Source organism: Propionimicrobium sp. PCR01-08-3, from assembly GCF_030286045.1.
In the GTDB taxonomy this organism is placed as follows: domain Bacteria; phylum Actinomycetota; class Actinomycetes; order Propionibacteriales; family Propionibacteriaceae; genus Brooklawnia.
On sequence record NZ_CP127390.1, the window covers coordinates 445,022 to 466,682 of the forward strand.

Here is a 21,661-nt window from a genome sequence, read left to right on the forward strand (position 1 = left end):
GGACAAACAGTGAGGGCGCCCGGTCTCCCGGACGCCCTCAATAGTTTTCTACGCCATGTCAGCTATCTCGTCGGCGGCACGCCACCTGTACCCGCAGACGGCACACTCGCTATTGCTGTACGTAGTTGATCAGATGATCTCGCTCGTCGGTGAGAGAGTCGAGGCGAGCCTTGACCACGTCACCGATGCTGACGATCGCAAGCAGCGAGCCGTCGTCTGAGACGACGGGCAGGTGGCGAATACGGAACTCCGTCATGACCGCCGCGAGGTCGGCGGTGTCGTCGTCCAGGCCGGCGACGTGCAGGTCGGTGTCCATCACCTCGCTGACCGGGTGTTGACGCACATCATCGTCGGCCTGGGCCAAGGCACTGATGATGTTGCGTTCGGCGACGAGCCCGATGGGCCGTCCATTGTCAACAACCACTACTGACCCGATGCGGTTGGTGACGAGCAACTGCAGCAGATCGGCCACAGTGGCGTCCGGGGAGACCACGACCACGTCGTGGCCCTTTCTCTTCAGTACGTCATGGACTCGCATGCCCACACAGTAGCCGTGTGCGGGGCATCGCGGGAAGACTTTCGAAGTCATCTGATTTCTTCTTGCAGCGTTCGGCGATGGCCGCCTGCTGAGTTCGGCACCCGGCGACGAAACGGTAGGCTGAGGGATTGTGACCACACCAGCTCGTACCCGTGTCGCCCCCAGTCCCACCGGTGATCCGCATGTCGGCACCGCCTATATGGCCTTGTTCGACAAGGCTTGGGCGCGCAAGACCGGGGGCCGGTTCGTCCTTCGTATCGAAGACACCGATCGCAACCGGTTGGTCGAAGGCTCCGAACAGCAGATCTACGATTCGCTCGCCTGGCTGGGGCTCGATGCGGACGAAAGCCCCGAGCTCGGCGGGCCCTACGCGCCGTACAAGCAATCGGAGCGGCTGGACACCTATCGTCCGTTCGTCGACAAACTGATCGAGGACGGTCACGCCTACTACTGCTGGTGTTCGGGCGAGCGGTTGGCGCAGATGCGCAAGGAGCAGCAGGAATCCAAGCAGTCGAATACCGGCTACGACCGATTGTGCCTGGGCATGACCCGCGAGGAGCGGGCCAAGCTGCCCGGGTTCAGCGAGACGCCGGTGGTGCGGATGCTTGTTCCCGACGATGTGACGCTGAGTTTCCATGATCTGATTCGCGGTGAGGTGAAAGCCCCTCGTCCCGACGATCAGGTGATCTTGAAGGCAGACGGTTTCCCGACCTACCACCTGGCCGTCGTGGTGGACGATCACCTGATGGGCATCACCACGGTGGTGCGTGGCGAGGAGTGGATCTCATCGACGCCGAAACATCTGCTGCTGTACCGGTGGCTTGGCTGGGACGCACCGGATTTCGCGCACATGCCGCTGCTGCGCAATACCGACAAGTCGAAGATCTCGAAGCGCAAGAATCCGGCTGCGCGCCTGATGTGGTTCCGCGAACAGGGCTATCTGCCCGAGGCACTACGCAATTTTCTGCAGCTGTTGGCCTATCCGCCGGCCGAGGGCGAGCAGGAAGTTTCTTCGTTCGACGAGTTCGTCGAGGGGTTCGACTGGGGCAAGATCAGCACCGTCGGCCCGATCTTCGACGTCAAGAAGCTGGATTGGCTGAACGGCGTGTACATTCGCTCGCTGCCCACCCACGAGCTGGCCGATCGCATCGTTTCGTATGCGTTGGAGTCGGGGCAGTGGTCCTCGGTGCCCGAGGGCGGACGCGAGACCGTACTGGCGGCGACGCCGCTGATCTCGGAGCGGCTGGTGACACTGGCCGAAGCGCTGCCGAAGCTGCAGTTCCTTTTCGATTCGGACTATGACCTGTCGATCAATCCGGCCTCGGTTGCGAAGCTGAAGGACAACGCCGGCGAGGTGTTGGCTGTGGCCGAGACAACGTTGAAGGATCTGGGGGAGTGGACGACGGGTGCCATTCATCAGGCGCTCAATGTCGCGTTGGTGGAAGGTATGGAGTTGAAGCCGAAGTTCGCCTTCGCGCCGATCCGGGTGGCGATCACCGGCGAACAGGTCTCACCCCCGCTCTTCGAATCGATGGAGATCCTGGGCAAGGATTCGAGCCTGGCCCGGATAGCGCGTCTGGCCCAGGAGCTATAGGCCGCGTCGCGCGGGCACGTGAATGCGGGTCGTGCCTCCCGGGCTGACCTGGTAGCAGTACCCGAGTTTTGAAGTCCAAATAAAGGTGCCGGGGGACGGTTGCTGGAGTTGCCAGCCGCCGTTGGTTTTCGCTCGGTGTGCCTTTCGGGAGAGCGGGCCGAGGTTGGCGGGGTTGGTCTGGCCGGTCGGCTGGTTTTCGCCTCGGTGAAACGGCATCGTGTGGTCCTGGTCGCAATAGCGGGACGCAGTGGTGCCGTAGGGGAATACGTCGACCGGATTGCGTTGCTCGATGACGAACCGCATCTTCTCGGGAACCTGGTATGCGTTGGTCGGTTTGATGTCTGTGGGGTTGATAACCGGTCGGACGACGACTGCCGAGTCTTTCAGAAATTCGGGTAGCTGGCTGACAAGAATCGGCCCCCAATCTTCAATCCGGGCTATGCCGGTCGGCGGCAGCTGAGGTTGGTAACAGGTGATCCGCCGCTGGTTTTCTGTCGGGTTACGGGCTGATTCACAACCGGCTGGTTCTGCATTTCCGGCGCCTGCCGCAGGGTCGTGGGCGGCTCCGTGCGGTTCGTCATCTCCGCTTTGACGATTCACCGTCGAGGCACTGTCTCCGGAGTTATGGTCCCCCTTGTCATCGATCGATGACGGACCGGCTGCTGGGGTAGCGAATGCGAGATTATCGGCGTTGATATGCACGATCAGGGTGTGGGTCGGCATAGTGGTGCGGCGGGATGTTTGTGCGCAGCTCCCTTGCGTCTCCCGGTCGTAGCTCATCTCGCGCGCTTTCCGATCTTGTTGGTCGGGTGTCTGCTGTGGCCATGATGCTGCTGGGACCGGGAGTCTGCTTGTGTCGTCGGTCTTGCCGATGCTTGTGCTGTCATGATTGTCGAGCTGATGTGACTCGGCCCGTCGGCAGGCGTCCGACACAGAGCTGGCTGTCGCTTGACCTGCCTGGCCGTCGGCCCGCGTGTTGACTTCTTGGTGGGTGCGGCAGACGATACCGAGGGCTTGGGCGCGTCGCCGGTCGTGGTCATCGAATGAATCACAGTCGGGGTCGGCGGGGATCAGTGCGGCGACTTGCTTCAAGATCGAATCGAACAAGATGCCGTCGCGAGCGTCAACGACGCCGTAGATCGTGACGTGCCCGTCCTCAATGGGAGAGACCCGGATAAACCGCGCCTTGCGGGCGGCTTCGTGCCGTTGCTGGGCGAGTTGGGGGTCGGCGGCGATGATCCATTCGTCCATGCGTTTCATGGCCAGGGTGAACGGCAGTAGCCGTAGCGCGTGGGCGAGCTGTTCGTCCACACGATGGGCGGCTTCGAGGGGGAGGTGATGGCATCGGGCACAGGCCTTCTTGGCTTGCCATACGCGGATGTTTCCGGCCATAACTTTTTGCAGAGTGAGGGGGAATCGGTAGCCCAGATCCAGGGCTTCTCCGATCCGGGAGATCGCCGATCGTGCGGTGATACCGAGCAGAGGTCCGATTTCAAGGGCGAGATATTCGCCCAGGTGTGGAGTTCCGTCGTGTCCGTAGGCGGTGAGCTTTTCTCCGTGGGTGTCACGTTCGATGGCGGCGTCGACTGCCTCGGAGTTGACGTCCCAGACTTCGGCGGCGTGCAGGATGGCGATGAGTTCGGCTACTTCTGCGGCGATCACTTGATGGTGAGCATGGTCGAGCGCGGTGAACGCTGTGGCGCGTTCGGCCGGTGTGGCCACGAACTCGGGATCGGCGACCATGATCCGCTTGTCGTCATCCGGCAGCACAGTCCTGGACGCCGCGGGAGCTCTCAGTCCTGGGTATGGAGGAAGGGCAGCCGCAGGAACCGATCGCGTAGAGACCCGGCAGTCTCCAGTCGCTGCGTTGCTGGCAAACGAAGGCACCGGATTCTTGCCGAGCAGTGCCGACGCTAGACCTGCATCTGTGGAGTCGGTTGGTGACGAAAGGATCGGCCGAGCGAAGGCGTCATCTGAAGATTGAGAACGACTGGATCGACCGGTCGTTGAGGCCCTGCACGTGAGACTGCTTGAACGAGCGCCCGCTCCCAGCAAGGACGGTTTTCCGACGGCGATTGCGCTGCCGGGTCCCCAATTGGTGGCCGTGGGAGTCTTCATGAAACAAACAATACTCGAACAGAAGATCGGATACTAGACCCTAACCGCACATACTGGATATATTATCGAACAATAGTTCGATGTTGAAAGCGTTCGGAGCGGCGACGTGGCCGCGAGCCGCATCGTTCATCGCTGATGCGATGACGTCACCGAGTTCGGGCAGCGATCATCGGCAAGTAGACCTCGCTTCCCCTTGTTCGAGTCGATGGAGATCTTCGGTAAGCAACCAGGCCCAGGTTCTGACCTGCCTCGCGGGGGAGCTATAGGTCAGAGTCCCGATTCCTGACGTCGCTGAGTTGTCCACAGAACAACTGACCTGGCTTGACCCTGCTCAGGAGATGGCTGAAACTGTGGGTACTTGTCAGTGCTGACTTGAGCCCCAGGAGTTTCAGATGCGTGGACGCATGGGTGTAGTGGCGGTTGGTTTATCGGTTGTGCTCGTTTTCGGGGCGTGCACTCCGGGCGGTGCGGAGCCGAGTGGAGGTGGCGCTTCGTCGGCTACTCCGATGGCTTCGGTGTCTGCGGCGCCGTCGTCGGATGCTGAGATGGACGCACTGTATGCGGAAGCCGAGCAGGTCTTTCGCCGGTCAATGGAATTACGCAACCAATTCGAAGGGTCCGGAGATTACAGCGAGTTTCCTGCCGAGCTCAATGAACTATTGGCGGATCCGTACCTTGATTCGGTCCATCAGCTGTTCGACTTTGGGCGCGAGAACGGTCTCCACGGTCCTGCTGGAGTTGGCCCGGCTTTGACCGTCGCCCGCTACCCGGGCGTTAGCAAAGGAGGCTCGGAAGTCGCGTTACGCGCTTGTCTTGACTCAAGAGACGCGCCTGCGCTTGATGCGGATGGGGAAGTGTTTTCTGAAGGTGGCCTCTTTCACATGAAATTGTTCTTCAAGCATTTTGAGGGCTCGCTCAAGCTCTTCGATGGCACCACAGGGAGTGTGGACGAATGCCCATTTGGCTGAGATCAGTATTCGCAGCTTGGCTGTGCATTGTGCTATCGCTGACTGCGCAGGTAACAGCGGCCAACGCTCATTGTTCTGATGTTCAGGGGCAATACGGCACTATCCAAACTTGCTCTGGCGACTCGTCACTCGAGATTACGGCTGGGGAGACGCAGCCTGGTTCCGCTGGGGTGGTGGCGGATTCGGGTTGGTCTGTGGTGGATGGTGTCGCTGGTGGTTCTGGTGGCGGTGAGGATGTGCCGGTGGTGGTGTGTGATTTGTTCTCCCATGTGGCGGCGGAGGGTGCTTCGGGGTTGAAGTGTCCGAATGGCGGGAGGTTGTTGCCGGGCGCGGCGCCGGCGGCGGATGTTGCTGATGCTCCGGTGGTGGATGTGGGTGCTGTTGCCCGGTCTGCTGTTGCGTCTCTTGGTGTTCCTGCGCCGCGGGTTCGGTTGTCTCCGGAGCCTCAGGATAATGAGTGGGGTGCTTTGGGTGTGGGGTTGCCGATTTGGGGTTGGGTGGATGATCCCGGCTCATTGACTCAGTCGGCCAGTGCGGAGGGGATTGATATTTCGTTGACGGCGTCGCGGGGCACCGTGAGGTTTGATTGGGGTGATGGCACGGTTTCGGAGTGCACGCAGATGTCGGAGCGTCCGGCGGGTGTGGATCCGTTGACGCCGTCTCCGACGTGTGGGCATACGTATCTCAAGCGTGGCGATTACACGATTACTGTGACGGCAGAGTGGTCGGTGGCGTGGTCGGCGTTGGGTCAGCAGGGTGAGGTGCCGTTGGTCTCGAATACCGTGACCTATGAGATGCCGATCCGCGAATTCGTCACCGTCGTCATCGGCTGACCATGTGGCGAAATATCGAGAGAGCAGCCGAGCTAGCTGGCAAGCCAGTGGCAGCTTTGGCGCGGACGGACGCCGAGGAGCGGGCTGGCCGGATCCCGCGCGAGCATGGGGCAACGACCATTGTCCCCTCCGAGTTCTTCGATGAATTGATTGCCGCGTTCGAGGACCCTGCGTGTCCGAATCAGATACTCGCGGAGGCTGCCGCGCACCTGCACGAGACGATTGATCGTGACTGAGCGCCACCGGTCGCAACGATTGGATCGGTACAGGTGCGATGTGATTGGTTAGCCTACGAAGCTTGCCCGGATCTGTCGTCGTCAACTGCCTTTACCGATACTGTGAATGGATAGTCACGGTACGCGGATGTCTGAGGGGTATGGGCCAATGGGTGGGACTGAGCTTTTGATCATCGCCCTGGAGGTGAAGACGGCAGCTTCCCCCAGCAGCGTCTCGCGTGGTTTGAGGCCTTCGATCACCAAATAGGCGACATCCGATTCGGGGTCACCCAGATCAGCCGCGGAGAATTGGTAGGCATTCCGGTCGGTCGCCGCTTGGCCTGGAGCCACCCGGGCGCGATAGGTCTTCGAGCGGTCCTCGGCGGCGTCCAATGCGCGGAGCAGCCGTCCGGGAGAGATTGAAGACTCAATTGTTGGCATGGACGACACCATAAGCCATCAACCGGCGGCAACCTTCGGGCAGCAAACAGACCACCCGATTTGAATCCGGGGCCCACTTCGTGCGATTATTTACAGGTTGCTCCTTTGGGGCCCACGTGTGCGCGCCGCGGATAAGGCAGTAAAGCTGCCGAGGCCGGACGAGTGGACAGGTCTCGGAGCGAAGGCTTCTGATGGTTGGCGCAGCCGCCAGGGGAAGCCGCACCAGCTGGACGTGGGCATGGCCCACTGCGCCGGCGATCGCCTTCGGGTGGACGCCGCGGGCTGGCAAGCATATGAACAGAGGGCTTGTGGTAGTGCGGTGAACCAGGTGCGACACGCCCGACCGCGGGGGTCGAGCAATACGGCATTGACAAGCGATGTTGGACGGGATTTGGGCTGATTTCAGGTTCAGATCACAGCAGGGACGAGTAGAAGGAACAACCGTGGCGGGACAAAAGATCCGCATCAGGCTTCGGGCCTATGACCATGAGGTCATCGACTCGTCGGCGCGCAAGATCGTCGACACCGTCACCCGGACGGGTGCCAAGGTCGCCGGCCCAGTGCCGCTGCCGACCGAGAAGAACGTGTGGTGCGTTATTCGCTCCCCACACAAGTACAAGGACAGCCGCGAGCATTTCGAGATGCGTACACACAAGCGGCTCATCGACATCCTCGACCCGACCCCGAAGACGGTTGATTCGCTGATGCGGCTCGACCTTCCGGCAGGCGTCGACATCGAGATCAAGCTCCCGTGAGGTCGATTGAAATGACAGAACGCAAAGCAAAAGGCCTAGCGGGCTACAAGCTGGGCATGACCCAGTTGTGGGACGAGAACAACCGCGTCGTCCCCGTGACAGTTATTCAGGCCGGCCCCTGTGTGGTTACCCAGGTGCGCACTCCCGAAGCCGACGGCTACTCGGCCGTGCAGTTCGGCTTCGGTGCCATCCGCGCCAAGTCGGTGACCAAGCCGCAGGCCGGCCAGTTCGAGAAGGCGGGTGTGACTCCCCGTAAGCATCTGGTCGAGTTGCGCACCAGCGACGCCACCGAGTACGCCGTCGGACAGGAAATCACTGCCGATGTGTTCGCCGACGGTGACTTCGTCGACGTGACCGGCGTCACCAAGGGCAAGGGCACCGCAGGTGTCGTCAAGCGCCACGGCTTCAAGGGCCTGCGCGCCAGCCATGGTGTGCACCGCAAGCACCGTTCGCCGGGCTCCATCGGCGGATGCTCGACCCCAGGCAAGGTCTTCAAGGGAATGCGGATGGCCGGCCGGATGGGCGGCGAGAACTCCACAGTCCAGAATCTGAAGGTGCACGCAGTTGACCCCGAGAAGGGTCTGCTGCTGGTGACCGGTGCGATCCCCGGCAACAAGGGCTCGCTCGTGGTCGTCCGCAGCGCAGCCAAGAAGGGTGATGCCAAGTGAGCGAATCGCGAAGCGTTGACGTCCTCGGCGCAGACGGGAAGAAGGCCGGAACTGCCGAGCTTCCCGCCGAGCTGTTCGATGTCACGACGAATGTCCCATTGATCCACCAGGTGGTGGTTGCTCAGCAGGCCGCGGCCCGCCAGGGCACCCACTCCACCAAGACCCGTTCGACCGTGTCGGGCACCGGCAAGAAGCCGTTCCGCCAGAAGGGCACCGGCCGGGCACGTCAGGGTTCGTTGGTCGGCCCGCATTACACCGGTGGCGCGATCGCGCACGGCCCGCAGCCTCGCAGCTACGCGCAGCGCACGCCCAAGAAGATGATTCAGGGTGCTCTTCGTGGTGCCTTGAGCGACCGTGCTCGTGAGGGCCTGGTCTTCGTCGTCGATCAGTTCGGCTTCGGCGAGACCCCGTCCACCAAGCAGGCGGTCAAGCGCCTGCAGGCCCTCGGCGACTACGTCCGCTACCTGATCGTCCTCGACCGTAGTGACGAGATCAGTTGGCTGAGCTTGCGCAACCTGCCCGGTGTCGCGGTGCTCGCCGTCGATCAGCTGAACGCCTACGACGTCGTCTGTTCGGACGCGGTGGTGTTCACCCAGGCAGCCCTCGAGGCGTTCGTTGCCGGGCCTGCAAAGGGCAAGTCCGTCAAGGCCGTGGCCACCGAATCCGAGGCCGCAGCGCAGGAGGATGAGAAGTGAGCGACGTCAAGATCCCCGACCCCCGCGACATTTTGATCGCGCCGGTCGTCTCAGAGAAGAGCTACGGGCTCCTCGACGAGAACAAGTACACGTTCATCGTTGACCCGCGCGCCAACAAGACCCAGATCAAGATCGCCGCAGAGCAGATCTTCGGCGTCAAGGTGCTGTCGGTCAACACGATCAACCGGCAGGGCAAGGCGCGTCGTACCCGTTATGGGACCGGCCGCCGCTCGAGCACCAAGCGCGCCATCATCAGCGTTGCGCCCGGTGACCGGATCGATATCTTCCAGGGCCCGACGGCCTGACGACAACAAGGACGACGAGACAGATGGCAATTCGCAAGTACAAGCCGACCACTCCAGGTCGCCGTGGTGCGAGCGTCTCCGACTTCGCCGAGGTCACCCGGTCGACTCCTGAGAAGTCACTGGTGGCACCCAAGACGAAGACCGGTGGACGCAACAACCAGGGCCGCATCACCACCCGCCACATCGGTGGCGGACACAAGCAGGCCTACCGCCTGGTTGATTTCAAGCGCTACGACAAGGACGGCGTCCCGGCCACCGTTGCTCACATCGAGTACGACCCGAACCGCACCGCCCGCCTCGCGCTGCTGCACTACGCGGACGGCGCGAAGCGTTACATCATCGCCCCCGCGGGTCTGGCGCAAGGTGCCAGGGTCGTGTCGGGAATTGATGCCGACATCAAGCCCGGCAACAACCTGCCGCTGCGCAACATTCCGGTCGGCACCACGGTGCATGCCGTGGAGCTGCGTCCCGGTGGTGGCGCCAAGATGGGCCGCTCCGCAGGCGCGGCCATTCAGCTGGTCGCTCGCGAGGGCAAGCACGCCACGCTGCGTATGCCTTCGGGCGAGATGCGCATGGTCGACGTGCGCTGCCGCGCGACTGTGGGTGCCGTCGGCAACGCCGAGCAGTCCAACATCAACTGGGGCAAGGCCGGCCGCATGCGCTGGAAGGGCGTCCGTCCGACCGTTCGCGGTGTTGTGATGAACCCGCACGATCACCCGCACGGTGGTGGCGAGGGCCGCACCTCCGGTGGTCGTCACCCGGTGTCGCCGTGGGGTAAGCCAGAAGGCCGCACTCGCAACAAGAACAAGGCCAGCAGTAAGTTGATCGTCCGCCGCCGCAAGACCGGCAAGAAGCGCTGACAGGGAGTTTAGGTAATGCCACGCAGCCTGAAGAAGGGCCCCTTCGTCGACGAGCACCTGGCCAAGAAGGTCGATGCCCAGAACGAGAAGGGCACGAAGAACGTTATCAAGACCTGGTCACGACGCTCCATGGTCGTGCCCGACATGCTCGGTCACACGATCGCCGTGCACGACGGTCGCAAGCATGTCCCGGTATTCATCACCGAGGCCATGATCGGTCACAAGCTCGGAGAGTTCGCCCCCACGCGTACCTTCCGCGGCCATGTGAAGGACGACAAGAAGAGCCGTCGGCGCTGACGCCTGGGAGACAAGGAACTGATTCGACAATGAGCAACAACAACGAGCGACCCAGCCGTCGCCTTGCCCTGCTCGGCGATCGGCCTGGCTCATATGCCATCGCGCGTCACGTGCGGATGAGCCCGACAAAGGTACGCCGAGTGGTTGACCTGGTACGCGGCATGGACGTCAACGACGCCCTGTCGACACTGCGGTTCGCGCCGCAGGCCGCCAGCGAGCCGGTCTACAAGGTGGTGGCCTCCGCGGTCGCCAACGCCGAGAACACCGAATCCCTGCGTGCGGACGATCTATTCGTCTCGCAGGCCTTCGTGGACGAGGGCGTCACCATGCGCCGCATTCGCCCCCGGGCCAAGGGATCGGCAAGCCGCATCTACAAGCGTGCCGCCCACATCACCGTGGTGGTCGAGCCCAAGGCCCCAAAGGCCGCTAACACCAAGAAGGAGGCCTGAGCATGGGACAGAAGATCAACCCGATCGGCTTCCGCCTGGGTGTGACCACCGACCACACCGCACGTTGGTACGCCGACAAGCAGTACGCCGAGTTCGTGGGCGAGGACGACAAGATCCGCAAGTATCTGACCGGCAATCTGGAACGCGCCGGCATCTCGCAGATCGAGATCGAGCGCCGCTCCGAACGGGTGACCATCTTCTTGCACGCTGCCCGCCCGGGCATCGTCATCGGCCGTAACGGTGCCGAGGCGGAGCGGGTGCGCGGTGCGCTGGAGAAGCTCACCGGCAAGCAGGTGCAGCTCAACATTCTCGAGGTGCGCAACCCGGAGACTGATGCCCAGCTGGTTGCCCAGGGCATCGCCGAGCAGCTTGGCGCCCGCGTGGCCTTCCGCCGCGCGATGCGCAAGGCCCAGCAGACCGCGATGCGCTCGGGTGCCAAGGGCATCCGGGTGAAGTGCTCCGGACGTCTGGGCGGCGCCGAGATGAGCCGTTCCGAGGGCTACCGCGATGGACGCGTGCCGCTGCACACTCTGCGTGCCGATATCGATTACGGCTTCTACGAGGCCAAGACCACCTTCGGCCGTATCGGTGTGAAGGTCTGGATCTACAAGGGCGATGTCATCGGCACTCGTGCCGAGCGCGCCGCTCAGAAGGCGGCCCGGCAGGCCGCTCCGTCACGTGGTCAGCGTTCCAACCGTCGTCCGGGTCGTGGTGAAGGCCGCGGTCCGCGCCGCAACCGGGCAGAAGAGGCTCGCGCCGAGGCTCCCGCTGCCGCCGCTGATCAGGGCGCCCCGAGCGCCCCCGCAACTGAGAACGCAGGAGCCTGAGCATGCTGATTCCTCGTCGTGTGAAGCACCGCAAGCAGCATCGTCCGCATCGCGACGGTCTGGCCAAGGGCGGCACCGAGCTGGCCTTCGGTGATTTCGGCATCCAAGCGCTGGAGTCGTCCTACCTGACGAACCGGCAGATCGAGGCCGCACGTATCGCCATGACCCGCCATATCAAGCGTGGTGGCAAGGTGTGGATCAACGTCTACCCGGATCGTCCGCTGACCAAGCACCCGGCCGAGTCCCGGATGGGTTCCGGCAAGGGTTCCCCCGAATTCTGGGTCGCCAACGTCAAGCCCGGACGTGTGCTGTTCGAGCTGGCCGGCGTTACCGAGGACGTGGCCCGCGAAGCCATGCGTCTCGCTATTCATAAGCTGCCTTTCAAGGCCCGCTTTATCAAGCGCGAAGAGGTGAACTGAGATGGCTGATACCAAGGCACGCAATGCCACCGAGCTACGCGGTCTGTCCGGTAAGGAGCTCAACGACCAGGTGCTGGCGCTGAAGGAAGAGCTGTTCAACCTGCGCTTCCAGTCCGCTACCGGTCAGTTGGAGTCCACCGCTCGGCTGCGCGAGGTTCGCAAGGACATCGCACGTATCTACACGGTGCTGCAGGAGCGCAACCTCGGCATCATCGAAGACCCTGATCAGAAGGCTGACGAAGAATGAGCGAGACGAACACCGAGGCCCGCCGTCCCAGCCGCAAGGTCCGCGAGGGCGTTGTGGTCTCCGACAAGATGGACAAGACCATCGTGGTGGCCGTCGCCGACCGGGTCAAGCACCCGCTGTACGGCAAGGTGATGAGCCAGACCACGAAGCTCAATGCGCATGACGAACAGAACCAGGCCGGCATCGGCGACCGCGTTCGCGTCATGGAGACCCGTCCGCTGTCGGCCACCAAGCGCTGGCGGCTGGTCGAGATCATCGAGAAGGCCCGCTAAACAACATCGATGCGTCTTCGTCATCCGGCCGAGCAAACCTCGGGCGGACGAGAAGACCAGCGGGAACCCGAAACTGTCCTGGCAAAATCCAGGTCAACCAACAAGTTCCACAAGGCCCTGTGACCAGGGAACCGGTGGGGCGAAGGAGAAGAAATGATCCAGCAGGAGACGCGACTGAGAGTCGCCGACAACACTGGTGCCAAGGAGATCTTGTGCATCCGTGTGCTCGGCGGTACCAAGCGTCGCTACGCCGGTCTCGGGGACACGATCGTGGCCACCGTGAAGGACGCCATCCCCGGCGGCAACGTGAAGAAGGGCGACGTGGTCAAGGCTGTCGTCGTCCGCACCGCCAAGGAGCACCGTCGTGTCGACGGCTCCTACATCAAATTCGACGAGAACGCGGCTGTCATCCTGAAGAACGACGGGGAACCTCGCGGTACCCGCATCTTCGGTCCGGTCGCCCGCGAGTTGCGTGACAAGAGGTTCATGCGCATCGTGTCGCTGGCCCCGGAGGTGATCTGAGTGAAGCTCAAGAAGGGTGACCGCGTCAAGGTCATCGCTGGTAAGGACAAGGGTGCGGTCGGCGAGATCATGGCCGTCTACGCAGCCGACAATCGCGTCCTGGTGCAGGGCGTGAACATTATGAAGCGCCACGTGCGCGATCAAGCCGATCCGAGCACCGGACGCACCACCAAGGGTGGCGTGATCAGCTCCGAGGCGCCGATCCATGCGTCCAATGTGCAGTTGGTCGTCAAGGACGACAACGGCAACGAGGTGGTGACCCGCGTGGGCTCGAAGCGCAACGAGGTGACCAAGACCCGCCCCGACGGTTCTGAGTACACCGGCACCCGTGGGGTGCGTATCGCCCGCAAGACCGGGAAGGAGATCTGATGGCCCGCAAGTCTGAGACGCTCGAAAAGCCGGCCGAGGTGGCTGTTGCATCCGCGGCGACCACCCCGCGACTGAAGAAGCGCTACACCGACGAAATCGCGCCAGCCTTGAACGAGGAGTTCACGTACGCCAACGTGATGCAGATTCCCGGACTGGTCAAGATCGTGGTCAACATGGGTGTCGGCGATGCTGCGCATGACTCCAAGGTGCTGGACGGCGCCATCCGTGACATCACCGCGATCACCGGCCAGAAGCCGCAGGTGACCAAGGCCCGCAAGTCCATCGCACAGTTCAAACTGCGTGAGGGACAGGCGATCGGCTGCCACGTCACCCTGCGCGGTGACCGCATGTGGGAGTTCGCCGACCGGCTGCTCACCACCGCGTTGCCCCGTATCCGCGACTTCCGCGGATTGAACGGCAACCAGTTCGACGGCCGGGGTAATTACACCTTCGGACTGAGCGAACAGGTCATGTTCCACGAGATCGATCAGGACAAGATCGACCGGGTGCGCGGCATGGACATCACCTTCGTCACCTCGGCCACCACCGATGTGGAAGGCCGTGCGCTGCTCAAGCACCTCGGCTTCCCGTTCAAGGCGGTCGACGATGCGAAGGCCGCCCGCGGCGTGAAGGTTCAATACAAGTCGAAGTCGGCCGCCAAGGCCGCGCTGAAGAGGAAGTGAGGCACCGATGGCTAAGACTGCGCTCAAGGTCAAGCAGGCCCGCAAGCCGAAGTTCAAGGTGCGCGCTTACACCCGTTGCCAGCGTTGCGGACGTCCGAAGTCGGTTTACCGCGCTTTCGGTCTGTGCCGTATCTGCCTGCGCGAGCTCGCCCATGCCGGCGCGCTGCCGGGTGTGACCAAGTCTTCCTGGTGAGCCACTCACCGCTCCAATCCTGACGTGGCAGGTCCCCGGACCGGGGAAACCGCTGCGAGAAAGAGGCTAATAAGCCATGACGATGACTGACCCGATCGCAGACATGCTGACGCGTCTGCGCAATGCGAATCAGGCCTACCACGATTCGACATCGATGCCGCACTCGAAGATCAAGGCAGGAATTGCCGACATCCTCAAGCAAGAGGGCTACATCGAGTCGTACAAGGTGGCCGAGCCCACTGAAGGCGAGGTCGGCAAGACGCTGACCGTCACCTTGAAGTACGGCGATGATCGCACCCGCTCGCTTGCGGGGCTGCGGCGCATCAGCAAACCCGGTCTGCGGGTCTATGCAAAGGCGAACAACCTGCCCAAGGTGCTGGGTGGTCTGGGAATTGCGATTATTTCGACTTCTCAGGGCCTCATGACCGACAAGCAGGCACACCAGAAATCGGTAGGCGGGGAAGTCCTCGCCTACGTGTGGTGACCCGACGAGGTTGAGAAGGAGGAACTGACATGTCACGAATTGGCAAGCTCCCGATCACCGTACCGTCCGGTGTCGAGGTGACCATCGATGGTCGCGACGTCGCAGTACAGGGACCGAAGGGATCCCTGAACCGTACGATCGCCGCCCCCATCACTATTGAGAAGAACGACGAAGGCCAGTTGGTGGTTGCCCGTCCGGATGACGAGCGCACCTCGCGCTCGCTGCACGGGCTGACTCGTACCCTGGTGAACAACATGGTCATCGGTGTCACCGATGGCTACCAGAAAACGCTCGAGATCGTCGGCGTCGGCTACCGCGTGGTGCAGAAGACCCCGACCCAGGTCGAATTCGCCCTGGGCTTCAGCCACCCGGTGATCGTCGACGCCCCCGAAGGCATCACCTTCGAGGTCGAGACCCCGCAACGAATGCACATCCGCGGAATCGACAAGCAGATCGTCGGCGAGGTCGCTGCGAATATCCGCAAGATCCGCAAGCCCGAGCCGTACAAGGGCAAGGGCGTGCGCTACCAGGGCGAGCACGTGCGCCGCAAGGCTGGAAAGGCTGGTAAGTGATCATGGCTATCTCGCTGCGTACGAGCAAGCACACCGCCACGAAGACGGCGTCCCTCAAGCGTCGGGCCGTTCGTGGACGCAAGAGGATCTTCGGATACCCCGAGCGTCCTCGTTTGGTGGTCACCAAGAGCGCCAAGCACACCCTGGTTCAGGTCGTGGACGACGTTGCCGGTCACACGCTGGCTTCGGCGTCCACCATGGAGCCCGAGCTTCGGGCTCTGGACGGCGACAAGACCGCCAAGGCCATCAAGGTGGGCGAGTTGATCGCCCAGCGCGCGAAGGACGCGGGTGTCACGCAGGTCGTCTTCGACCGCGCGGGGCACCAGTACCACGGTCGGATCGCGGCGCTGGCTGATGCCGCCCGCAAGGCCGGCCTCGGGCTCTGAGACACGACGAAAGGTAAATGAGCGATGAGTGAAACCCAGCGCGGCAGCGGCCGCCAGGGCCAGCGTCGCGGCCGTGATGATCGTCGTGGCCGTGACCAGAACAACGATCGCGATAAGAAGGATCAGTACCTCGAGCGGGTAGTGTCCATCAATCGCGTGGCCAAGGTCGTCCAGGGTGGCCGCCGCTTCAGCTTCACCGCGCTGGTCGTGGTGGGCGATGGCGAAGGCACCGTGGGCGTCGGCTATGGCAAGGCCAAGGAGGTGCCCGCGGCAATCGCCAAGGGCGTCGAGGAGGCCAAGAAGCATTTCTTCAAGGTGCCGATGGTGCAGCGCACCATTCCACACGAGGTCACCGGGGAGCGCGCGGCCGGCGTCGTGCTGCTGCGTCCGGCATCTCCCGGTACCGGTGTGATCGCCGGCGGGTCGGCTCGCGCGGTGCTGGAATGCGCAGGCATCCAGGACGTGCTCGCCAAGTCCCTCGGCTCGCCGAACTCGATCAACGTGGTGCACGCGACCGTTGCGGCTCTCCAGCAGTTGGAGGAGCCGGAGCAGATCGCCAGGCGCCGCGGCAAGTCCGTCGAGGAAGTTGCCCCGGCAGCTCTCCTGAAGGCCCGCAAGGAGGGCGCGAATGCCTGACATCAAGGTGATCCAGGTCAAGTCGGGCATCGGTGAGAAGCCCGCCGCTCGGCAGACGCTGCGAGCACTGGGCCTGCGCAAGATCGGTGACCAGGTGGTGCACGCCGACCGTCCCGAGATTCGGGGCATGGCTCGCGCGGTACGTCACCTGGTTGAAGTAGAAGAGGTGAAGTGACGATGGCGCTGAAGGTACATCATCTGCGCCCCGCCCCCGGAGCCCACACCGACGCCAAGCGCGTCGGTCGCGGTGAGGGCGGCAAGGGCGGCAAGACCGCCGGCCGTGGCACCAAGGGCACTGGCGCACGCAAGAACGTCCCCGAGAATTTCGAGGGCGGCCAGATGCCGCTGCATATGCGTATTCCGAAGATGCGCGGCTTCCAGAATCCGTTCAAGGTGAGCTACCAGCCGGTGAACCTCTCCCGCATCGTGGAGTTGTTCCCCGAAGGCGGCGAGATCGGTGTCGATGACTTGGTGGCTGCCGGGGCCGTGCGTCCGGGCAAGCTGGTCAAGGTGCTCGGCAACGGCGAGACCAGTCTCGCACTGAGCATCACCGCGGACGCGTTCTCGGCTTCGGCCAAGCAGAAGATCGAGGCCGCCGGGGGCAGCGCCATCGAGCGCTGAGCCAGCGGACAGGCCTTGACCTGATTCTGAGCAATTGAAACGGGCGATCCCTCCAGGGGTCGCCCGTTCCGCTGTTCCTACCCGAAGACGTCTGACAGCCGCGCCCGATATCTCCAGGCGCGCCAGGTATCTCGGGCGCGCGTGTCGATTTCGGGCGCAGCTGGGGCGTACGGCCGCCCTGGGGCGCGGCTGCCTCATCCATATGGCTCCGCTGGGGCTATCCGTGTGTCGCGGCTGCCTCATCCGTGTCCGGCACAGCTGGGCCGTGGCGCAACCGTGATCCGATCTGAGTAGGGATCCGGCTGCCAACTTGGTAGGCTACAAGAGTTTGCGTGCCCTGTGCGCTTGGCGCACCCGTCCCCACGCCGATCCATCATCGAGTCAATGAAAGAGGGAACCGGATGGTCTCCGCCTTCCTCAACGCGTTTAGGACGCCGGACCTTCGCAAGAAGATCCTGTTCACGTTGGGCATCATGGTCCTGCTGCGGCTGGGATCGACGATCCCCACCCCAAATGTGAACGCGGCGGCCATCCGCACATGCGCGACCGACGCCACCAGCGGCGAGGCCGCAGGCGTCTACTCGATGATCAACATGTTCTCCGGTGGGGCGTTGCTGCACCTGTCGATCTTCGCGCTCGGTGTGATGCCCTACATCACCAGTTCGATCATTCTGCAGTTGCTCACCGTGGTTATCCCCAGACTGGAGACCCTCAAGAAGGAGGGCGGCTCGGGCCAGCAGAAGATCACCCAGTACACCCGCTGGCTGACCATCGTGCTGGCGGTCCTGCAGGCCACCTCGTTCACCATGCTCGCGGTGAACGGCAATTTGTTCACCACCTGCTCGCTGGACATCGTGTACTCGAACGACATCTTCCCGATCGTCGTGATGATCCTGACGATGACCGCCGGTACGTCGGTCATCATGTGGTTCGGTGAACTCATCACCGATCGTGGTGTCGGCAACGGCATGTCGGTGATCATCTTCACCCAGATCGCAGCGCGGTTCCCGGCGTCCATGTGGAATATCCGCAACGGGCAGCCCGACCCGAATCGTGGCCTGCTGGTGATGTTGTTGGTGATCGCCGTCGGCCTGCTGGTGATGGCCGGCGTGGTCTACGTCGAGCAGGCGCAGCGCCGGATTCCCGTGCAATACGCGAAACGGATGGTCGGCAACCGGCTGCTGGGCGGGTCGTCCACCTACATTCCGCTGAAGGTCAACCAGGCGGGCGTCATCCCCGTCATCTTCGCCAGCTCCATCCTTTATCTACCCGTGCTGTTCACGATGTTCTCGCCGACCGGCAAGGTCGCCGAATGGATCACCACGAACATGGCGACCGGTACCGGGCTTTGGTACAACATCATCTTCTTCGTGCTGATCGTCTTCTTCGCGTACTTCTACGTCTCGATCACCTTCAACCCGGTCGAGATCAGCGACAACATGAAAAAGTACGGCGGATTCATTCCCGGAATTCGCGCGGGACGGCCGACGGAACGGTATCTGGCCTATGTGCTCTCGCGCTTGACCGCCCCGGGCGCGCTTTACCTTGGTATCATCTCGCTCATCCCATCGGTGGCAATCCTGCTGTTCAATGCTGATCAGAACTTCCCGTTCGGCGGGACGAGCCTCCTCATCATGGTGGGTGTTGGCCTCGACACGGTGAAGCAGATCGAGAGCCAGCTGCACCAGCGACACTACGAAGGATTCCTCAAATGAGATTGATCATCATGGGGGCTCCGGGCGCAGGTAAAGGCACCCAGGCCCCGCACATCGCCGAGCACTTTGGCATTCCCGCGATCTCGACCGGCGACATGTTCCGCGCGAACGTCAAGCAGAAGACACCGTTGGGCGTCAAGGTCGAGGCCATCTTGGCGGCGGGCGACTACGTGCCGGACGAACTCACCGAGCAGATCGTCGCGTCCCGCCTGGACGAGGACGACGCGGCCGGCGGGTTCCTGCTCGATGGTTTTCCGCGCACCATGCATCAGGTTGCTGCGCTGGACGATTACCTGGCGGCCCACGGCCAGCAGCTGGACGGTGTGCTGTCTCTCGAGGTCGATCGCGAGGCGTTGATCGCCCGGCTGTTGAATCGTGCCCAACTCGAAGGACGCGCGGACGACACCGAGGCCACCATCCGGCACCGGATGGAGGTCTACGAGCTCGACACCAAGCCGCTGCTCGACGAATATCGCGGTCGCGGGCTGTTGATCCAGGTCAACGGCGATGGCGAGGTCGATCAGGTGACCGAACGCGTGATCAAGGCACTGCCGCAGGCGGCCGACCAGAAGTGAGTTCGCACGGCATCGAAGTCAAAACAGCCGATCAGATCAAGGTCATGCGCCGAGCGGGACTGGTGGTGGCGAAGGCGCTGATCGCCATGGGCGAGGCGGTGCGTCCGAGAATACGGACCGCCGACCTCGATGTGATCGCCCGCAAGGTGCTGCAAGACAACGGTGCCACCAGCAATTTCTTGAACTACGGAGCCGAGTGGGGCATCCCGCCCTACCCGGCAACCGTGTGCGTCTCGGTGGACGAGGTCATCGTGCACGGAATTCCCGGCGACCGGGTGCTCGAAGAAGGGGATATCGTCTCGGTCGACTTCGGCGCGATCGTGGACGGCTGGCATGGCGATGCCGCCCGTACTTTCATCGTCGGAGGCGGCACCAGCACCGAGGCTGCGGAGCTGGTCGAGATCACCCGCAAGGCCATGTGGGACGGTGTCGCCGCAGCGGCATCCGCAAAGCGGGTGGGTGACGTCAGTGCCGCCATCCAGGCCTCGGCCGACGGATCCGGACGCAGAGTTGGCATCGTCCGGGATTACACCGGGCACGGCATCGGCACCGAAATGCATCAGAACCCGGATGTGCCGAACTATGGTCGTCCACGCCGGGGTGCAAGGTTGGGTACCGGAATGTGCCTGGCCATCGAGCCCATCTTCACGCTGGGTTCCCCCGGCACCGTCGAATTGGACGACGAGTGGACGGTGGTGACCGAGGACAACTCCTGGGCTGCCCACTGGGAGAACACGGTGGCGATCACCGAGGACGGCTTGTGGGTGCTGACCGAACTCGACGGTGGACGCGCAGAGCTCGCCGCCCGCGGTATCGACATCAACGACCTTTCGCAGTAGGGCACCGCTGAGCAACCTCCTGAAGGGTCGTGTGTTTCAGGTTGGTAAATGATGTCCATCATTATGTGAGATAGCAGATCACTCTATGGGATCCGCGTACGCTCTGGTCTGATAGTTATCCGTTCAACGGTTTGTTTCGTCGACCTGAGGAGGCTCGCATGCGGCTGGGATTCATCACGATCGGTCAGGCTCCGCGCGTGGACATGGTTCCTGAGATGCAGCAGTGGCTGCCCGCCATCGATACCCTCGAATACGGTGCGCTGGACGATCGGACAGCCGAGCAGGTTGCCGCGATGGCGCCGAACCCGGACGACGAGTTCCTCACAACCAAGCTGCGCGACGGTTCGAGCGTGGTGATCGGGCGTGAACACCTACTGCCTTTGATGACCCGGTGCATCGCCTCCGCTGAGGCCGACGGTGCCGATGCGATTCTGATCGTATGCACGGGGGAGTTCCCGGCCTTCGACCACCGGCGTCCGCTTTATACCGCCGACCATCTGCTCACCCACGCGGTAGCCGGTGTGACCGGGGCAGATCAGGTGGGCGTGCTCTCGCCGTTGGAGGAGCAGCGCGAGTCGTCCAAGAGTAAATTCTCGTTGGCCCATGTGGTGGCGACGGCCGCCGCGAGCCCCTACTCAGCTGATGCCGAGGACGAGATCGCGCAGGCCTGCCGCGAACTTGCCCAGGCAGGCGCCGGCTACATCGTCTTGGACTGCATGGGCTACACCGCGCGACACCGGGACAACGCGGCCCGTGCGAGCGGGGTGCCGGTGATCCTGGCCCGCGAAGGGGTGGCCCGGATGGCCGCGCTCGCAGTCTCCGCCGCAGCTGCCCAGGGCGAGAGGGAAGGAGCGTAGGTATGGGTGTTGCCATCATTCGTGTGCTGACTCGTAATGATCAAGCGTTCCTCGACACCCACGGGGAGATCCTCCGCTCGACCTTCGGAGTCGATTACGTCACCCGGTGCATCCCCGGCCAGCCGAACGGCATCCATTCGGACGAAACCTTCGCGCTTGCCGTCCCGAAGATCGTCGATCTCGGACGCGAAATGGCCGCTCTGCCCGGTGTTACTTCCGTCTTTGTCAGCTGCGCCGCTGATCCCGGGGTTCCCGAACTCAGGGAGTTTCTCGATATTCCGGTGGTCGGTGCTGGCAGCGCCGGCGCCGCGGTCGCGCTGGCGTCCGCGGACAAGGTCGGCGTGCTTGGCATTACTGAAGAGGTTCCAGCGGTGGTGCGAGCCATGCTCGGCTCCCGGCTGGTGGCCGATCTGGTGCCCGATGGCGTCCACAACACCACCGACCTGATGGCTCCGTCGGGTCGTGCATCCGCATTGCGGGGTGCCGAACAGCTCAAGATGCGTGGCGCGTCCGCTATCCTGTTCGCTTGCACAGGACTGACCACGATCGGGCTCCGCCCTGAGGTGGCGGAGCGGATCGGTCTACCCGTTATCGACGCCGTGCTGGCCGGTGGCTCGGTTCTGCAGCATCTCGAGGTCTTCTCCCGCGCCTGAGTTGCGGCTCAGGCCGTCGAATAGGCCATCCAGAAACATTTCTCACCACAGCTCA

The 21,661-nt window shown here is 63.0% G+C and carries 32 protein-coding genes; 29 read left to right on the plus strand and 3 right to left on the minus strand.

What is annotated here, in order from left to right; all coding sequences use genetic code 11:
- Nucleotides 1-109 precede the first annotated feature (109 nt).
- A complete protein-coding gene (locus QQ658_RS02100; RefSeq protein WP_286026032.1) occupies nucleotides 110-589 on the minus strand; it encodes a CBS domain-containing protein in 480 nt (159 codons plus the stop codon).
- A gap of 148 nt (nucleotides 590-737) precedes the next feature.
- Between QQ658_RS02100 and gltX the strand changes: the two genes are divergently transcribed.
- Nucleotides 738-2,132, plus strand: a complete 1,395-nt coding sequence (gene gltX, locus QQ658_RS02105; RefSeq protein WP_502928976.1) for a glutamate--tRNA ligase — start codon at nucleotides 738-740, stop codon at nucleotides 2,130-2,132.
- Here gltX and QQ658_RS02110 read toward each other — a convergent pair.
- Nucleotides 2,127-3,902: a DUF222 domain-containing protein gene (locus QQ658_RS02110; protein WP_286026034.1), complete on the minus strand. Its 1,776-nt coding sequence runs from the start codon at nucleotides 3,900-3,902 to the stop codon at nucleotides 2,127-2,129. The genes gltX and QQ658_RS02110 overlap by 6 nt on opposite strands.
- Before the next feature lie 893 nt (nucleotides 3,903-4,795).
- Between QQ658_RS02110 and QQ658_RS02115 the strand changes: the two genes are divergently transcribed.
- Nucleotides 4,796-5,218 (plus strand): hypothetical protein, encoded by a 423-nt coding sequence (locus QQ658_RS02115; RefSeq protein WP_286026035.1) that lies wholly within the window; start codon nucleotides 4,796-4,798, stop codon nucleotides 5,216-5,218.
- A 173-nt stretch (nucleotides 5,219-5,391) separates the two neighbouring features.
- Nucleotides 5,392-6,051, plus strand: a complete 660-nt coding sequence (locus QQ658_RS02120; RefSeq protein WP_286026036.1) for a PKD domain-containing protein — start codon at nucleotides 5,392-5,394, stop codon at nucleotides 6,049-6,051.
- A 350-nt stretch (nucleotides 6,052-6,401) separates the two neighbouring features.
- Here the strand turns inward: QQ658_RS02120 and QQ658_RS02125 are convergent, their stop codons facing one another.
- Entirely contained in the window at nucleotides 6,402-6,707 is a 306-nt protein-coding gene (locus QQ658_RS02125) for a hypothetical protein (protein ID WP_286026037.1), read from the minus strand.
- Between the two features lie 443 nt (nucleotides 6,708-7,150).
- Here QQ658_RS02125 and rpsJ point away from each other — a divergent pair, with 443 nt between their 5' ends.
- The 26 genes from rpsJ (at nucleotide 7,151) to QQ658_RS02255 (ending at nucleotide 21,606) form a co-directional block, all read left to right on the plus strand.
- Nucleotides 7,151-7,462 (plus strand): 30S ribosomal protein S10, encoded by a 312-nt coding sequence (gene rpsJ, locus QQ658_RS02130; RefSeq protein ID WP_016668002.1) that lies wholly within the window; start codon nucleotides 7,151-7,153, stop codon nucleotides 7,460-7,462.
- Nucleotides 7,463-7,473: 11 nt separating this feature from the next.
- A complete protein-coding gene (gene rplC, locus QQ658_RS02135; RefSeq protein WP_286026038.1) occupies nucleotides 7,474-8,130 on the plus strand; it encodes a 50S ribosomal protein L3 in 657 nt (218 codons plus the stop codon).
- Nucleotides 8,127-8,825, plus strand: a complete 699-nt coding sequence (gene rplD, locus QQ658_RS02140) for a 50S ribosomal protein L4 (RefSeq protein ID WP_286026039.1) — start codon at nucleotides 8,127-8,129, stop codon at nucleotides 8,823-8,825. The genes rplC and rplD overlap by 4 nt, the downstream gene beginning before the upstream one ends.
- Nucleotides 8,822-9,130, plus strand: coding sequence for a 50S ribosomal protein L23 (gene rplW / locus QQ658_RS02145; protein WP_286026040.1), 309 nt, complete (start codon nucleotides 8,822-8,824; stop codon nucleotides 9,128-9,130). Before rplD ends, rplW begins: the two co-directional genes overlap by 4 nt.
- 23 nt (nucleotides 9,131-9,153) lie before the next feature.
- Nucleotides 9,154-9,990 carry a 50S ribosomal protein L2 gene (gene rplB, locus QQ658_RS02150; RefSeq protein WP_286026041.1) on the plus strand — a complete coding sequence of 279 codons (837 nt, stop codon included), beginning with the start codon at nucleotides 9,154-9,156 and terminating at the stop codon, nucleotides 9,988-9,990.
- A gap of 15 nt (nucleotides 9,991-10,005) precedes the next feature.
- Nucleotides 10,006-10,287: a 30S ribosomal protein S19 gene (gene rpsS, locus QQ658_RS02155; RefSeq protein ID WP_286026042.1), complete on the plus strand. Its 282-nt coding sequence runs from the start codon at nucleotides 10,006-10,008 to the stop codon at nucleotides 10,285-10,287.
- Nucleotides 10,288-10,316: 29 nt separating this feature from the next.
- The gene (gene rplV, locus QQ658_RS02160) at nucleotides 10,317-10,736 is read left to right on the plus strand and encodes a 50S ribosomal protein L22 (protein ID WP_286026043.1); all 420 of its coding nucleotides are present in this window, start codon (nucleotides 10,317-10,319) and stop codon (nucleotides 10,734-10,736) included.
- 2 nt (nucleotides 10,737-10,738) lie between these two features.
- On the plus strand, nucleotides 10,739-11,563 hold the full coding sequence (gene rpsC, locus QQ658_RS02165; protein ID WP_286026044.1) for a 30S ribosomal protein S3: 825 nt from the start codon (nucleotides 10,739-10,741) through the stop codon (nucleotides 11,561-11,563).
- 2 nt (nucleotides 11,564-11,565) lie between these two features.
- Nucleotides 11,566-11,982, plus strand: a complete 417-nt coding sequence (gene rplP, locus QQ658_RS02170; RefSeq protein WP_286026045.1) for a 50S ribosomal protein L16 — start codon at nucleotides 11,566-11,568, stop codon at nucleotides 11,980-11,982.
- 1 nt (nucleotide 11,983) lies between these two features.
- Nucleotides 11,984-12,229: a 50S ribosomal protein L29 gene (gene rpmC / locus QQ658_RS02175; RefSeq protein WP_286026046.1), complete on the plus strand. Its 246-nt coding sequence runs from the start codon at nucleotides 11,984-11,986 to the stop codon at nucleotides 12,227-12,229.
- Nucleotides 12,226-12,501, plus strand: coding sequence for a 30S ribosomal protein S17 (gene rpsQ, locus QQ658_RS02180; protein ID WP_286026047.1), 276 nt, complete (start codon nucleotides 12,226-12,228; stop codon nucleotides 12,499-12,501). Before rpmC ends, rpsQ begins: the two co-directional genes overlap by 4 nt.
- A 153-nt stretch (nucleotides 12,502-12,654) precedes the next feature.
- On the plus strand, nucleotides 12,655-13,023 hold the full coding sequence (rplN, locus tag QQ658_RS02185) for a 50S ribosomal protein L14 (RefSeq protein WP_286026048.1): 369 nt from the start codon (nucleotides 12,655-12,657) through the stop codon (nucleotides 13,021-13,023).
- Nucleotides 13,024-13,392, plus strand: coding sequence for a 50S ribosomal protein L24 (rplX, locus tag QQ658_RS02190; protein ID WP_286026049.1), 369 nt, complete (start codon nucleotides 13,024-13,026; stop codon nucleotides 13,390-13,392).
- Complete coding sequence (gene rplE / locus QQ658_RS02195; RefSeq protein ID WP_286026050.1) at nucleotides 13,392-14,075, plus strand: 50S ribosomal protein L5; 684 nt, start codon at nucleotides 13,392-13,394, stop codon at nucleotides 14,073-14,075. Before rplX ends, rplE begins: the two co-directional genes overlap by 1 nt.
- 7 nt (nucleotides 14,076-14,082) lie before the next feature.
- Nucleotides 14,083-14,268 carry a type Z 30S ribosomal protein S14 gene (locus QQ658_RS02200; protein WP_286026051.1) on the plus strand — a complete coding sequence of 62 codons (186 nt, stop codon included), beginning with the start codon at nucleotides 14,083-14,085 and terminating at the stop codon, nucleotides 14,266-14,268.
- Between the two features lie 76 nt (nucleotides 14,269-14,344).
- Complete coding sequence (gene rpsH / locus QQ658_RS02205) at nucleotides 14,345-14,752, plus strand: 30S ribosomal protein S8 (RefSeq protein ID WP_286026052.1); 408 nt, start codon at nucleotides 14,345-14,347, stop codon at nucleotides 14,750-14,752.
- A 29-nt stretch (nucleotides 14,753-14,781) separates the two neighbouring features.
- Complete coding sequence (gene rplF, locus QQ658_RS02210) at nucleotides 14,782-15,324, plus strand: 50S ribosomal protein L6 (RefSeq protein WP_286026053.1); 543 nt, start codon at nucleotides 14,782-14,784, stop codon at nucleotides 15,322-15,324.
- A gap of 2 nt (nucleotides 15,325-15,326) precedes the next feature.
- Complete coding sequence (rplR, locus tag QQ658_RS02215; protein WP_286027014.1) at nucleotides 15,327-15,710, plus strand: 50S ribosomal protein L18; 384 nt, start codon at nucleotides 15,327-15,329, stop codon at nucleotides 15,708-15,710.
- Between the two features lie 24 nt (nucleotides 15,711-15,734).
- Complete coding sequence (gene rpsE / locus QQ658_RS02220; protein WP_286026054.1) at nucleotides 15,735-16,346, plus strand: 30S ribosomal protein S5; 612 nt, start codon at nucleotides 15,735-15,737, stop codon at nucleotides 16,344-16,346.
- Nucleotides 16,339-16,521, plus strand: a complete 183-nt coding sequence (gene rpmD / locus QQ658_RS02225) for a 50S ribosomal protein L30 (protein WP_286026055.1) — start codon at nucleotides 16,339-16,341, stop codon at nucleotides 16,519-16,521. The genes rpsE and rpmD overlap by 8 nt, the downstream gene beginning before the upstream one ends.
- 2 nt (nucleotides 16,522-16,523) lie before the next feature.
- A complete protein-coding gene (gene rplO, locus QQ658_RS02230) occupies nucleotides 16,524-16,967 on the plus strand; it encodes a 50S ribosomal protein L15 (RefSeq protein ID WP_286026056.1) in 444 nt (147 codons plus the stop codon).
- A gap of 401 nt (nucleotides 16,968-17,368) precedes the next feature.
- Nucleotides 17,369-18,682, plus strand: coding sequence for a preprotein translocase subunit SecY (gene secY, locus QQ658_RS02235; RefSeq protein WP_286026057.1), 1,314 nt, complete (start codon nucleotides 17,369-17,371; stop codon nucleotides 18,680-18,682).
- A complete protein-coding gene (locus tag QQ658_RS02240) occupies nucleotides 18,679-19,257 on the plus strand; it encodes an adenylate kinase (RefSeq protein WP_286026058.1) in 579 nt (192 codons plus the stop codon). The genes secY and QQ658_RS02240 overlap by 4 nt, the downstream gene beginning before the upstream one ends.
- Nucleotides 19,254-20,096 carry a type I methionyl aminopeptidase gene (gene map / locus QQ658_RS02245; RefSeq protein ID WP_286026059.1) on the plus strand — a complete coding sequence of 281 codons (843 nt, stop codon included), beginning with the start codon at nucleotides 19,254-19,256 and terminating at the stop codon, nucleotides 20,094-20,096. The genes QQ658_RS02240 and map overlap by 4 nt, the downstream gene beginning before the upstream one ends.
- Before the next feature lie 158 nt (nucleotides 20,097-20,254).
- Entirely contained in the window at nucleotides 20,255-20,953 is a 699-nt protein-coding gene (locus QQ658_RS02250; protein WP_286026060.1) for an AroM family protein, read from the plus strand.
- A gap of 2 nt (nucleotides 20,954-20,955) precedes the next feature.
- Nucleotides 20,956-21,606, plus strand: coding sequence for an aspartate/glutamate racemase family protein (locus tag QQ658_RS02255; RefSeq protein ID WP_286026061.1), 651 nt, complete (start codon nucleotides 20,956-20,958; stop codon nucleotides 21,604-21,606).
- Nucleotides 21,607-21,661 lie beyond the last annotated feature (55 nt).

Bases quoted from the DNA above. Each gene is read 5' to 3' on its own strand.
- rpsS (WP_286026042.1), top strand. From the start codon at position 10,006: ATGCCACGCAGCCTGAAGAAGGGCCCCTTCGTCGACGAGCACCTGGCC.
- rplB (WP_286026041.1), top strand. From the start codon at position 9,154: ATGGCAATTCGCAAGTACAAGCCGACCACTCCAGGTCGCCGTGGTGCG.
- rplO (WP_286026056.1), top strand. From the start codon at position 16,524: ATGGCGCTGAAGGTACATCATCTGCGCCCCGCCCCCGGAGCCCACACC.
- rpmC (WP_286026046.1), top strand. From the start codon at position 11,984: ATGGCTGATACCAAGGCACGCAATGCCACCGAGCTACGCGGTCTGTCC.
- QQ658_RS02115 (WP_286026035.1), top strand. From the start codon at position 4,796: ATGGACGCACTGTATGCGGAAGCCGAGCAGGTCTTTCGCCGGTCAATG.
- rplP (WP_286026045.1), top strand. From the start codon at position 11,566: ATGCTGATTCCTCGTCGTGTGAAGCACCGCAAGCAGCATCGTCCGCAT.
- rplN (WP_286026048.1), top strand. From the start codon at position 12,655: ATGATCCAGCAGGAGACGCGACTGAGAGTCGCCGACAACACTGGTGCC.
- rplV (WP_286026043.1), top strand. From the start codon at position 10,317: ATGAGCAACAACAACGAGCGACCCAGCCGTCGCCTTGCCCTGCTCGGC.
- rplR (WP_286027014.1), top strand. From the start codon at position 15,327: ATGGCTATCTCGCTGCGTACGAGCAAGCACACCGCCACGAAGACGGCG.
- QQ658_RS02255 (WP_286026061.1), top strand. From the start codon at position 20,956: ATGGGTGTTGCCATCATTCGTGTGCTGACTCGTAATGATCAAGCGTTC.
- secY (WP_286026057.1), top strand. From the start codon at position 17,369: ATGGTCTCCGCCTTCCTCAACGCGTTTAGGACGCCGGACCTTCGCAAG.
- rplF (WP_286026053.1), top strand. From the start codon at position 14,782: ATGTCACGAATTGGCAAGCTCCCGATCACCGTACCGTCCGGTGTCGAG.
- QQ658_RS02100 (WP_286026032.1), bottom strand. From the start codon at position 589: ATGACTTCGAAAGTCTTCCCGCGATGCCCCGCACACGGCTACTGTGTG.
- rpmD (WP_286026055.1), top strand. From the start codon at position 16,339: ATGCCTGACATCAAGGTGATCCAGGTCAAGTCGGGCATCGGTGAGAAG.
- rpsH (WP_286026052.1), top strand. From the start codon at position 14,345: ATGACGATGACTGACCCGATCGCAGACATGCTGACGCGTCTGCGCAAT.
- QQ658_RS02200 (WP_286026051.1), top strand. From the start codon at position 14,083: ATGGCTAAGACTGCGCTCAAGGTCAAGCAGGCCCGCAAGCCGAAGTTC.
- QQ658_RS02125 (WP_286026037.1), bottom strand. From the start codon at position 6,707: ATGCCAACAATTGAGTCTTCAATCTCTCCCGGACGGCTGCTCCGCGCA.
- rpsC (WP_286026044.1), top strand. From the start codon at position 10,739: ATGGGACAGAAGATCAACCCGATCGGCTTCCGCCTGGGTGTGACCACC.
- QQ658_RS02240 (WP_286026058.1), top strand. From the start codon at position 18,679: ATGAGATTGATCATCATGGGGGCTCCGGGCGCAGGTAAAGGCACCCAG.
- QQ658_RS02250 (WP_286026060.1), top strand. From the start codon at position 20,255: ATGCGGCTGGGATTCATCACGATCGGTCAGGCTCCGCGCGTGGACATG.
- rpsQ (WP_286026047.1), top strand. From the start codon at position 12,226: ATGAGCGAGACGAACACCGAGGCCCGCCGTCCCAGCCGCAAGGTCCGC.
- rplC (WP_286026038.1), top strand. From the start codon at position 7,474: ATGACAGAACGCAAAGCAAAAGGCCTAGCGGGCTACAAGCTGGGCATG.
- rplE (WP_286026050.1), top strand. From the start codon at position 13,392: ATGGCCCGCAAGTCTGAGACGCTCGAAAAGCCGGCCGAGGTGGCTGTT.
- gltX (WP_502928976.1), top strand. From the start codon at position 738: ATGGCCTTGTTCGACAAGGCTTGGGCGCGCAAGACCGGGGGCCGGTTC.
- rpsE (WP_286026054.1), top strand. From the start codon at position 15,735: ATGAGTGAAACCCAGCGCGGCAGCGGCCGCCAGGGCCAGCGTCGCGGC.